The organism is Coprobacillus sp. AF33-1AC, assembly GCF_003475785.1.
GTDB lineage: Bacteria > Bacillota_I > Bacilli_A > Erysipelotrichales > Coprobacillaceae > Faecalibacillus.
Genome location: NZ_QRQB01000041.1, coordinates 1 through 11,065, shown reverse-complemented (window position 1 = coordinate 11,065; position 11,065 = coordinate 1). Strand labels below are relative to the sequence as shown.

Annotated in this window: 13 protein-coding genes; 2 read left to right on the top strand and 11 right to left on the bottom strand. The window is 29.1% G+C overall.

Going from position 1 to position 11,065, the window contains the following annotated elements; all coding sequences use genetic code 11:
• Positions 1 to 45: 45 nt before the first annotated feature.
• From DWZ53_RS10835 to DWZ53_RS10810, 6 genes are all read right to left on the bottom strand, one after another.
• A complete protein-coding gene (locus DWZ53_RS10835) occupies positions 46 to 540 on the bottom strand; it encodes a prepilin-type N-terminal cleavage/methylation domain-containing protein (RefSeq protein WP_233541889.1) in 495 nt (164 codons plus the stop codon).
• 133 nt (positions 541 to 673) lie between these two features.
• Positions 674 to 1,123 carry a prepilin-type N-terminal cleavage/methylation domain-containing protein gene (locus DWZ53_RS10830; protein WP_118434186.1) on the bottom strand — a complete coding sequence of 150 codons (450 nt, stop codon included), beginning with the start codon at positions 1,121 to 1,123 and terminating at the stop codon, positions 674 to 676.
• Between the two features lie 123 nt (positions 1,124 to 1,246).
• The gene (locus DWZ53_RS10825) at positions 1,247 to 1,960 is read right to left on the bottom strand and encodes a helix-turn-helix transcriptional regulator (RefSeq protein WP_118434185.1); all 714 of its coding nucleotides are present in this window, start codon (positions 1,958 to 1,960) and stop codon (positions 1,247 to 1,249) included.
• A gap of 98 nt (positions 1,961 to 2,058) precedes the next feature.
• Positions 2,059 to 2,814, bottom strand: a complete 756-nt coding sequence (locus DWZ53_RS10820; protein WP_118434184.1) for an HAD-IIB family hydrolase — start codon at positions 2,812 to 2,814, stop codon at positions 2,059 to 2,061.
• A 3-nt stretch (positions 2,815 to 2,817) separates the two neighbouring features.
• Positions 2,818 to 3,303, bottom strand: a complete 486-nt coding sequence (locus DWZ53_RS10815; RefSeq protein ID WP_118434183.1) for a GNAT family N-acetyltransferase — start codon at positions 3,301 to 3,303, stop codon at positions 2,818 to 2,820.
• Positions 3,303 to 4,091 (bottom strand): histidinol-phosphatase HisJ family protein, encoded by a 789-nt coding sequence (locus DWZ53_RS10810; protein WP_118434182.1) that lies wholly within the window; start codon positions 4,089 to 4,091, stop codon positions 3,303 to 3,305. Before DWZ53_RS10810 ends, DWZ53_RS10815 begins: the two co-directional genes overlap by 1 nt.
• Positions 4,092 to 4,161: 70 nt before the next feature.
• On the opposite strand from DWZ53_RS10810, the gene DWZ53_RS10805 reads away from it, so the two are divergent.
• On the top strand, positions 4,162 to 5,112 hold the full coding sequence (locus DWZ53_RS10805) for a Gfo/Idh/MocA family protein (RefSeq protein ID WP_118434181.1): 951 nt from the start codon (positions 4,162 to 4,164) through the stop codon (positions 5,110 to 5,112).
• 80 nt (positions 5,113 to 5,192) lie between these two features.
• Positions 5,193 to 6,377 (top strand): EAL domain-containing protein, encoded by a 1,185-nt coding sequence (locus DWZ53_RS10800; RefSeq protein ID WP_118434180.1) that lies wholly within the window; start codon positions 5,193 to 5,195, stop codon positions 6,375 to 6,377.
• A gap of 41 nt (positions 6,378 to 6,418) precedes the next feature.
• On the opposite strand, the gene groL is transcribed toward DWZ53_RS10800, so the two are convergent.
• The 5 genes from groL to DWZ53_RS10775 all read right to left on the bottom strand — a co-directional run bounded on the left by groL (position 6,419) and on the right by DWZ53_RS10775 (position 10,995).
• Entirely contained in the window at positions 6,419 to 8,035 is a 1,617-nt protein-coding gene (groL, locus tag DWZ53_RS10795) for a chaperonin GroEL (RefSeq protein ID WP_118434179.1), read from the bottom strand.
• A gap of 14 nt (positions 8,036 to 8,049) precedes the next feature.
• Complete coding sequence (locus DWZ53_RS10790) at positions 8,050 to 8,310, bottom strand: co-chaperone GroES (protein WP_118434178.1); 261 nt, start codon at positions 8,308 to 8,310, stop codon at positions 8,050 to 8,052.
• A 135-nt stretch (positions 8,311 to 8,445) separates the two neighbouring features.
• The gene (locus tag DWZ53_RS10785) at positions 8,446 to 9,288 is read right to left on the bottom strand and encodes a hypothetical protein (RefSeq protein ID WP_118434177.1); all 843 of its coding nucleotides are present in this window, start codon (positions 9,286 to 9,288) and stop codon (positions 8,446 to 8,448) included.
• 12 nt (positions 9,289 to 9,300) lie between these two features.
• Positions 9,301 to 10,245: an AEC family transporter gene (locus tag DWZ53_RS10780; protein ID WP_118434176.1), complete on the bottom strand. Its 945-nt coding sequence runs from the start codon at positions 10,243 to 10,245 to the stop codon at positions 9,301 to 9,303.
• Positions 10,246 to 10,293: 48 nt separating this feature from the next.
• Entirely contained in the window at positions 10,294 to 10,995 is a 702-nt protein-coding gene (locus DWZ53_RS10775) for a DUF554 domain-containing protein (RefSeq protein WP_118434175.1), read from the bottom strand.
• Positions 10,996 to 11,065 lie beyond the last annotated feature (70 nt).

The following is an 11,065-nucleotide window of genomic DNA, read 5'->3' as shown; positions in this document are numbered from 1 at the left end:
CTTATTGGCCGAAACAATCTCAACCACAAGTTATTTTAAATTACCTTACTTAATAGATTGAATTTCAACTTTTTTATTTTTATATACGTTTGCGTCTATAATATGTCCATCATTACTTTTCCATCTAAATACATATACATTCGTATCTCCACTAGGATACTGATAAATATAAAGAACCTTGGGTAATCCAGTTTTAGAAGAAGCAATCCCTTCCCCATTAGGATTAGCCTGTGTGTTGTCTTCCTCTACAGTTGTTTTATCCATTAAATGTTTATATAAATTTTCATAAGATTTCAAATTATTATTTACATCAAAAGATTCAACATTATCCTCAGCTCGCATTCTTGCTTCTTCAGTTTGAACAACTAAATATATCGATCTTGCCTCTTGAATATATTGTGATTTTTTTGCTTCATCCACATATCCCATGACTGATGGAATAGCTATAGCAGCTAAAATAGCTAAAATAACTAAAACTACAATAATTTCTACTAATGTAAATCCTTTTCTATCTTTTAATTTATTCATCATTCTTTCCATCATGTCACATCCTTACTTAGGCACATTATATCATATATTTCTAAAGAAAACAAAAAACTCCTCTTAATGAAAGTACAAAAAAACATTGCTTAATTTAGCAATGCTTTTTATAAAATGAATATTAAATTTCTTCTTATTTAATAATTTTTACATCTTTATTTGTAGTTAAATGAGCAGTAATTGAACTACCATCGCTAGTCCATGTAAAAGTATAGTATTTTGTACTTCCACTTGGAGGAGTAATTGTTACATCAGTAAGATCTGTTTTTTGTTTAACAATTCCACCTTGAGGATCTGTACAATCTTTTCCTAAATTTGTATAAACGCTAGCATCAACTGCATCAGTTGACTTTTTGTTATTTTCTGCTCTCCATCTTGCTTCTTCAGTTTGTACTACTAAATAAATAGATCTAGCTTCTTGGATATATTTTGATTCTTTTGCATCATTTACATATCCCATTACTGAAGGAATTGCAATTGCAGCTAAGATAGCTAAGATAACTAATACTACGATGATTTCTACTAATGTGAAACCTTTTTTATTTGATTTTTTTTGTAAGTTTTTAATCATTTTTTCCATCATATCTCTTTTCTCCCCTTCTTAATAACTTACAATAAAAGGGATGGTTCCTTTTAAGTACAATTTAATTATACGATATAATACCTATTTAAAGCAAGGAAAACACACTTATTTAGAGGAATTTTTTCATTTTTGTATAAAATATGACACTAAAGAATAGAATACAGGGATAGTAAGAAAGATAGCCCATGCTGGATGCCACATGTTGTAATAGAAGCCAAAGAATAGAAAAACAGCAGCACAAATAACTGGATAAGCTATTTTGGATGGATTTTTCTTTTTAATGGCTGAAATGATACTTTCAATGATGGGTATAAATAATAAGATAATCCATCCTGGATGCCATAGGTTAAAGAAGATTCCGATAAATAAGTATACTAGGATCAGTATTGATGCAATAGGAAATGATTTTTTATTATGAGTAATAAAGTCATCATGATCGTATTGTTTTCCATCAATAAAGACTCCGTTTGAATCAACATCTACTTTAGTATTTTCTTTTTTATCATCTACATGAATGCCATTCCATCCTACATGTACTTCACTGCCTTCTTTATCTTTTACATGTATTCCTTTTGTTAGTGAGATGTGAACTTCATCTTTTTTTGGTTTATCTTGTTTTTGATTATTTGTTGAATGAGATGTTTTTAATAAATCATCTAATGTCATGTTATAGAGTTTTGCTAGAGCAATAAGGTTATCTGTATCCGGAGAAGCTTCTGCTCTTTCCCATTTACTGATTGCTTGTCTAGATACCCCTATTTCTTTGGCTAAGGCTTCTTGTGATAAGCCTTTTTCTTTTCTTAATTTTGCTAGTCTTTCAGCAATTTCAATATTCATATAATTCCTCCCTCGTCTTTTCCACATCATACCTAAAAACAAAGAGTATGACTAGATATCCTGCTTTACATAGATGTAAACTCTCGTTGCTACGTTGACTACTCTGGTATGATTTTTTCGATACATTCTTTAATATTGTGTACTAAAGTCTTTGTATGTACTTGTACTTCTTGAGGACTACTAAAAAATGTAAAGGAATTATGACAAGCATCAAACATACTAATATCATTATATGAATCACCTATGACATTGATATCTTCGTCTTTTAAATGATAATATTGTTGAATATAATGAATAGCATTTCCTTTAGAACAACCATTTAAAACAATATCTACATCTTCAATGTTTTGAAAAGCTTTAACGATTGTTTGATTTTTATTAACTAATTCACAGCATTTTCTAGCTGCTTCTTGGTCATGAGGAAAATGAGCTGAAAATGTTGCAATTCTATCCTCTTTTACTTCATCTACATCTTTAATTAAAAGATCATAGGGAGGTATTCTAGAATGGGGATTCATCGCATATTTTTTATTTCCGGCAACGATTGTCCAACAAACATTTTTATCAAATAATTCTATCACTTTTTTCATATCTTCTTTACCAATCAATTTTTCATAAATCACATGTTGATTTTGATCTAAAATAATACCACCACTATGTAAGATATAAAAATCAAATTTTACATCTTCACTTTGATTTAATAAACCTCTTAATTCTCTGCCAGAACAAACTCCAAATAAGTTTCCTGCTTTTTGAAAATCGATGATTTTTTGTTTATCTTCTTTTAATATATATGATTTATTTTCTTGATGGTGAATAAGTGTTCCATCAAAATCACTCGCTAATAATTTCATTTTTTACCTCCATTTTAAAATCATATCATTCCATTTGGCTTGTCCATGGGTTGATTTAGATATTTGCATCCATGTAAAACCACAGCTTTCATAAAAAGGTCTTAAATGATCTTTACATGTTAATATGATTCCCTTTAAATCTTCTTTTTTCATTTCTTCAATATAATTCATTAACATTTTTCTAGCATATCCTTTCCCTTGATAATCAGGTAGGATACATACAGAAAATATCATTTGATATAATCCTTGATCATGATGATAAGATGTATCTTCATACATCTTATCATCAATGACTGTTTGATTTGTTTTTAAACCTCCAATATAACCAATAACTTGATCATCTTTAATGCATAAGCGATATCCTTGTGGATAAGTTAATATTCGTTTTGTCAGTGAAGCCTTTGATGCTGCTTCTGCTTGAGGAAAACAAGTTTGTTCTATATGATGAATGATATCTATTTGTGATAGATCAGGTATAACTAATTTCATTATAATTGATGAAAAATAGGTTTCATTTTATCAAAGGTACAGTAATATTGAAAACCTATTTCTTTTGCCTCCTTTTTTGCTTGTTCAATATAAAAGCCTAAATGATCTTTTTCATGACTATCAGAACCAAATGTTAATATTTTACCTCCTAGTTCATAATACCATTTTAAGATTTGATGACTTGGGGTAGTATCTTTTAAGTGATAACGAATATAAGAAGTATTGATTTCAATACCTTTACCATCATCAATCACTTTCTTTAAAATCTTTTTAATTATTTCTTCATTTTGATGATCATCCATGGCACCTTGTAAGTCATAACGTTTAATCATGTCTAAATGTCCTAAAACACTATAATCATGATATTGATTAATGACATCATTAATTTCTTGATAATAGTCATGATTGTAAAGTTGTTGTGTTTTTCCTTTTTGAAACTCTTGACTCCAAAACTCAAGATCTTGAATTTGATGACAAGATAGAATAACAAAGTCAAAAGGATATTGGTTAAAATCTTTTTGAAAGTCTTGAATTGTATGGGTTTGCATGCCAAATTCTACGCCTAGTTTCATTTTTATTTGATCATGATATAAATCTTTTAAACGATTAAATTCTTTTATATAAGCATTATAATCAACAACGTATTTTAAATCGTTTGTTAGATAATCTACATGCTCTGTAATGCATATTTCTTTGATTCCCTTCGTTATGGCATCTTTGATAACATCTTCCATTGGATAGTTACAATCATTAGAAAAAGCTGTATGAACATGATAATCACTATACATAAAATCACCACCTTGTATTTATTCTACCATAATAAATAGGGTTATGATATGATGAACATGAGGTGATTTAATGATTAAATGGGGAATTATTGGTCTAGGCAATATTGCTTGGCGTTTTGTTCAAAGTATTCAATATGCTGATCGTGCTTGTATTGAAGCCATTGCCAGCCATAATCAAGAAAAACAAAATAAATTTAAAGCGGTTCTTCATCATGTAAAAGTATATGATGATTATGAAACTTTAATTCGTAGTGACGTCGATGCCATTTATATTGCTTTACCTCATGGTATGCACTATCATTATGCAAAAATGGCTCTTCTTTGTCATAAACATGTCTTAGTAGAAAAACCTTCTACTTTGAGCTATCAAGATACTAAGGAACTGATTGCATTAGCTCATCAAAATCAGGTATTTTTTATGGAAGCTTTAAAAACGAGATTCATTGCTTTTAATCAGCAGATTAAAGATGAAGTGAATAAAGGCACAATTGGTCAAGTTATTAAGGTACAAGCTTCTTTTTGTAATGATGTTTTAGATAATAAAAGACCTGGATGGTATTTATTAGATCCTATTCAAGGTGGCGCTTTATATGATGTAGGACCTTATCCCATTTCTTTTGTTATGGATTTTCTAGGCGACAAGTATCAAAGTATTCAAAGTCATTATCGTATTAAAGAAGGTATTGATCATTATTTTTATAGTGAATTAGATTATGGTAATGCTAAAGGAATTGTTGAAGGAGCTATTGATGAAAATAAAGAACGTATGGGTTATATTTATGGGACTCTTGGAAGAATAGAGATTCCTATGTATAATCGTCCTATCGAATATACGGTTTATTTAAATGATGGTCAAAGTTATCATTATCATCAAGATTTACTCTTTGATGATATGTATGATGAAATAAAAAAAGCAAATGATGGTATCATGAATAAAGATGATGATATTCAAGAATGGTCCCATCAAGACAGTTTATCTTTAATGAAAATCATAGAAGATATTAAAGAATCTTTTCATTAACTTTAGATAAAATATAGAGACTATTGATAGTTATTAATAGTCTTTTTTTGTATAGTTCCAACGTGAAAAGAGGACAATATATGAAATTAACAAAACAAAATACCCATGATTTTTTTAAAATCATTAATGACAAACAAATTAAAAGTGTTTTTCAACCCATTGTATCTTTACAAACAGGTGAAATCATTTCTTATGAGGCATTAAGCAGAATTACATTAAAACCATGTTCTTTAACAATAGAAGAATTATTTAATATGGCTAACCAAATGAATCAAGCTTGGAATTTGGATTCATTGTGTCGTAAAAAAGCTTTAAAAGCAAGCCAAAAGCTACCATCAAATTTACAACTCTTTATCAATGTTGATGCTAATATCTTACTTGATCAAGAATTTGTCCAAGGATTTACTAAAGAATATTTAAATAAATATCATTTAGATAGTCACCGTATTGTCTTTGAATTATCTGAAAAGACATCTATTCAAAATATGGAATTATTTAATAAAGCCGTTAAACATTATCGTAATCAAGGTTTTAAAATAGCCATTGATGATGCCGGTGCTGGTTATTCTAATTTAAATAGAATTAGTCAAGTTAAACCTGAATATATCAAGATAGACCGTGAACTCATTCATAATATTCATCAAAACATAGATAAATCAACTATGGTAGAAGCTATGGTTCATTATTGTAAAGAAATGAATTATTTATTGATTGCTGAAGGAATTGAAACAGAGGAAGAACTCACTTATCTTATTAAACTAGGGGTAGAATATGGTCAAGGATACTATTTGCAAAAACCAAGTGACACCTTTTGTGATATAGAAAGTACTAAAAAAGCAAAAATCAAACAACTATACCCCCATGATCATGCTTCCTTTCTACATAATGATTCCATAGAATCATTATGTAAAAGTACATATACTTTAAAAATCAGTGATTCAATAAAAAAAGCATATGATTTATTTAATCAAGATATGACGTCTAAAATTTATATTCTTGATGATCATCATCATTTTTTAGGTATCATTAAAAAAGAATATTTATTTAATGAATTTGGTTGTATTTATCATGAATTAGCTCATATTGATGATATTGTTAATCAAGACTGTTTAACTGTTTTTTCACATTTTTCAATAAAAAATGTCTGTCAATTAGCATTAAACAGACCTTCACATCTTATTTATGATGATATTATTGTTTTAGATAATCAACGCTTTATAGGCATTGTATCTGTAATTGATTTACTCCGTTTTTATATAAAATAAAAAATCAATAAGGAATATAATCTCCTTATTGATTTTCTTTATTAATACATTTGAGGCATTGCAGGAGCGGCTGGGGCATCATCTGATTTTGCTTCCGCAATTCCAGCTTCTGTTGTAATAAATAATGAAGCAATACTACTTGCATTTAATAATGCACTTCTGGTTACTTTAGTTGGATCAATGATACCTTTTTCAAACATATCGACCCATTCACCATTTTTAGCATCAAATCCCATGTTTTTATTAGCCTTCTTTTGACCTTCAACAATATCTTCTGCATTATATCCAGCATTTTCTGCTATTTGGCTAATTGGTGCAAATAACGAATCCATTACAATATTAATACCTTTTTGTACATCAACATGATTTGATTTTAATACTGGTTTTACTTCTTTATAAGCTTCAACTAAAGCAGCACCACCACCAATAACAATTCCTTCTTCAACAGCAGCTTTTGTTGCATTTAAAGCATCTTCAATTCTTAATTTCTTTTCGTTTAATTCACTTTCTGTTGTTGCTCCAACTTTAATTGTTGCTACACCATTAGATAATTTACCTAAACGTTCTTGTAATTGTTTTTTATCATAATCAGATTGAATATTTTCAAGTTGAGCTTTAATATCATTAATTCTTACTTTTAATGCTTCACTTTGTTCACTAGAAGAAATCATTGTAGTATTATCTTTTGTTACAATAATCTTTTTAATTGTTCCTAAATCATCCATTGTGACATCTTTTAAATTCATTTGTAAATCCTTATTAATGAATTTAGCATTTGTAAGTGCTGCAATATCTTGTAACATTTCTTTTTGATTATCACCAAATCCTGGTGCCTTAGTGGCTACAACATTGAAAGTACCACGTAATTTATTTAAAACAAGTGTTGAAATAACTTCATTTTCATAATCTTCAGCAATAAGTAATAAAGGCTTATTGGCTTGAACGACTTGTTCTAGTACAGGTAGAATTTCTTGTAAGTTTGTGATTTTATGATTTGTAACTAATACTAATGGACTATCCATTTCAACTTGCATTTTATCACGATCACTGACCATATATGGTGAAACATAGCCTTTATCATATTGCATACCTTCACTGACTTCTAATTCATCATCAAAGCTATTTGATTTATCTACATTAATGACACCATCACGACCAACTTTTTCCATTGCTTGTGCAATGAGTTGTCCAATTTCTTCGTTTCCAGCAGATATTGTCGCAACAGAAGCAATATCATTGCTTGTTTCAATTTTACGAGAATGATTTAATACTGATTTTGCTACTTCTTTACTCGCTTTTTCAATTCCTTCTCGCATCAATACTGGATTAGCTCCTTTATCAACAGCTTTTAATCCATTAACAATCATTTGACGTGCTAAGATTGTGGCTGTTGTTGTCCCATCTCCAGCTACATCATTTGTATTATTGGCTACTTCATAAACTAATTTAGCACCCATATTTTCAAATTTATCTTCTAATTCAATTTCTTTAGCAATACTTACACCATCATTTGTAATTAATGGTGATCCAAAACCTTTATCTAAGACAACATTACGACCTTTAGGTCCTAATGTAACACTTACTGCATCTGCAAGAGTATTTACACCCTTTAACATTGATTTACGTGCATCATTTGAAAATCTTACTTCTTTACTCATAAATATGCGCCTCCTTATTCAAACTTTGCCATAATATCTTTTTCATCAATAATGATATATTTTTCATCATCAATGGTTACATTTGTACCTGAATATTCTTTATAAACAACGCGATCATTTTCTTTTAATCCACTTTCACATTCTTCACCTACTGCTTTAACTAAAGCAACACTTGGAACATCTTTCTTTTCAGTGGTAAGTATAATGCCACTTGTTGTTTTATTTTCAACTTCTTCTTTTTGTAATAGTACAAATTTATGCAATGGTTTTATCATCGTATTCACTCCTTTAGCACTCTCTTTATCTATGTGCTAACAGTATTATAACTCTTTCTAGCACTCTGTCAAGATGAATGCTAAAAAATATTATATATTTTATTATACAAAAAAAAGAAATGAATATTCATTTCTTTAGTGTTTCATAAATTTTTTAGCTAATGTTTCCACTTGATTACGTGAGATATGAAATTTATCACATAAGTCATCAACCATCTGATTGAGTTCTTCCGGTGATTTATTTTTTAATAAATCCATATCTACTCCCATGTTTGAAGCCATTGATTTAGCTTGTTCAAATGCTTGATTTTGTTTTTGATTGAATTGTTCACGAATAGATACTAATTCATCTATTTCATCACTATCTAATCCTAATTGATCAAAAAATTCTAAAGCTCTTGACAATAATAATTCAATTTCTAATATATAAGCCTGATCATCCAGTTCATAGATTCCCTGCATATCACCTTTTAAAGTATCTAATTGATTTAATTCTATTTCATCTAATTCTAAATCTTCATATTCATTGTTTTCTATATCACTTAAGATAATTGATATATCATATAAGACTTTTTCATGAAGTGATAAATCATAAGATACTTCTAAAGTTGTCAGCTTAGATAAAACAGTGCAAAGTTGTTCTATATCGAAAATAGTATCACTAAAAGTGTAGTGTTCATCTTTCGTTTGGATTTTAACAAAAAGTTGCTTTTTATTTTTCTTTAAAGTAATACTTTGGATATTTTGATAATTAATTTGACCTTTTTTTGTTAATTGAAAATATAAGTTGTTTTCAGTAAAAATTAAACCTTTACTACCATCTAAACCTGTAGACAAATCAACATATAATATAACATGATAATCTTCACTACTACCATATTGATAAATAGCGTTACTGATTTGCGCTGGTAATTGATTTTGTAAATAAACATGTCCTTTTTTTATATTCAATGATTGTATTAATTCAACTTTATCCATAGTAAACTCCTTTTATAATAAATTAAATGATTTTAAAATATAAATCCACATCGTTATAGAAAAACCACTTAATAATGTTGTAAGCATGACAACACTCGAAGTTAACACCCCTTCATGTCCCATATTTTTTGCCATGACAAAACTACTTACAGTTGTTGCCGAACCTAACATAATTACAATAGCGATCAACTTTTCATGAGTAAATCCTAATTTTACAGCAACCGGTAAAAACAACAAGCAAAAACCAAATAGTTTAAAAAATGTAGCAACAAGTGCAGGTGTTACTTTATTTAAAGCCTTTTTAAAATCAAAAGAAGCACCCATTGCCATCAATCCCATTGGTGTCGCTATTGCCCCTACACTACTTACCGTTTTATCTAGAATCGTAGGCATAGGCAATTTTAATAAAGACCAAATTAGTCCACAAACAATCCCTATTATGATAGGATTTTTCAATATTCCTATTAGCGTTGATTTTAAAACCTGACCATCAAATTGATGTTGACCGGGTTTAAAAAATGATAAAACAACCACGGCCATTACATTATATAATGGCACGCTACCGATAATCATAATTGGTGCCATTTTTGCATTACCATATATATTTTGAATCAAAGCAATACCTAAAAGTGCTGCACTACTGCGATAAGTAGCTTGAATAAATTCTCCTCTTAATCCTCTTTCTTTTAAAAATAAAGAAAGCAGTGCCGAAATCACAATACAAATAAAGGTAACAATGAAACAAAAAATAACAAACTTTAAATCCCATACTTCATTAAAATCTACAGTAGCTAAATCATGAAATAAAAGTACTGGTAATGGAATCAAAAAAACAAACTTATTCATTTTTGATGCTAAGACATCGTCTATAATACCGATCTTTTTAAAAAATATACCTAGCAACATCAATAAGAAAACAGGTAGCGTTGCATTCAAGCTAAAAATTAAATTATCCACAATTTTACCTCCAATTATGAAACTATCTTACCTCATAAAACAATGAGATTAAACAATGAATTGATATAAAGCAACAAAAGGCATAACAAGAACTAAAGCAGGTATTAAGTTAATGGCTTTAATTTTAAATATTTTTGCTACAGTTAAACCTGTAATCATTGTAATAATACCACCACACGCCTTAAAATCAGCAATCATTGTAGGAGTAGTAAAAGGAATAATAAACTGTGCTAATAAAAAACACAAAATTAAAATAATAAATTGTGGTACACATATAAGTAGCTGAGCATACCCTAGTGCTGCACCAAACAAAATAGCAGTAAAAAAGTCTAAAACTGATTTAGAGATTAAGACAAAAGAATCCCCACTCATTCCTTCGCTTAACGCTCCAAATATACCTGTACCGCTCATAGAGAACATAAGAACAACAAGTAAATAAACTTCCATATATTCATCATGATTGCCCTCTATATGAAAAGGAAGTTTTTTTAAAGCCATAGAAAATAAATGAGAGACATGTTCATTAATATGAGTCAATTCTCCAATTGAAAAACCAATAATAACAGCCATAATAACCATCGGCAAAGTCTTTACAGAAATAACCGACATTAACCCAATGGTAAAAGAACAAATTCCAAATACCTTTGGCAATTCATCCATCAAATGCTTAGGTAAAATATGCTTAATAGTTCCCCCTATAATTGTTCCAATAAATACCGCAATAACATTTACAATAACACCAACTGGCATAATTTAATCTCCCTTTAAATAAATATAAAAAAAAAGAACTGGCAGTTCGCTATTGTTGCACCGTAGCACT

Bases quoted from the DNA above. Each gene is read 5' to 3' on its own strand.
- DWZ53_RS10785 (WP_118434177.1), bottom strand. From the start codon at position 9,288: ATGGATAAAGTTGAATTAATACAATCATTGAATATAAAAAAAGGACAT.
- DWZ53_RS10820 (WP_118434184.1), bottom strand. From the start codon at position 2,814: ATGAAATTATTAGCGAGTGATTTTGATGGAACACTTATTCACCATCAA.
- DWZ53_RS10835 (WP_233541889.1), bottom strand. From the start codon at position 540: ATGGAAAGAATGATGAATAAATTAAAAGATAGAAAAGGATTTACATTA.
- DWZ53_RS10815 (WP_118434183.1), bottom strand. From the start codon at position 3,303: ATGAAATTAGTTATACCTGATCTATCACAAATAGATATCATTCATCAT.
- DWZ53_RS10805 (WP_118434181.1), top strand. From the start codon at position 4,162: ATGATTAAATGGGGAATTATTGGTCTAGGCAATATTGCTTGGCGTTTT.
- DWZ53_RS10800 (WP_118434180.1), top strand. From the start codon at position 5,193: ATGAAATTAACAAAACAAAATACCCATGATTTTTTTAAAATCATTAAT.
- groL (WP_118434179.1), bottom strand. From the start codon at position 8,035: ATGAGTAAAGAAGTAAGATTTTCAAATGATGCACGTAAATCAATGTTA.
- DWZ53_RS10830 (WP_118434186.1), bottom strand. From the start codon at position 1,123: ATGATGGAAAAAATGATTAAAAACTTACAAAAAAAATCAAATAAAAAA.
- DWZ53_RS10810 (WP_118434182.1), bottom strand. From the start codon at position 4,091: ATGTATAGTGATTATCATGTTCATACAGCTTTTTCTAATGATTGTAAC.
- DWZ53_RS10790 (WP_118434178.1), bottom strand. From the start codon at position 8,310: ATGATAAAACCATTGCATAAATTTGTACTATTACAAAAAGAAGAAGTT.
- DWZ53_RS10775 (WP_118434175.1), bottom strand. From the start codon at position 10,995: ATGCCAGTTGGTGTTATTGTAAATGTTATTGCGGTATTTATTGGAACA.
- DWZ53_RS10825 (WP_118434185.1), bottom strand. From the start codon at position 1,960: ATGAATATTGAAATTGCTGAAAGACTAGCAAAATTAAGAAAAGAAAAA.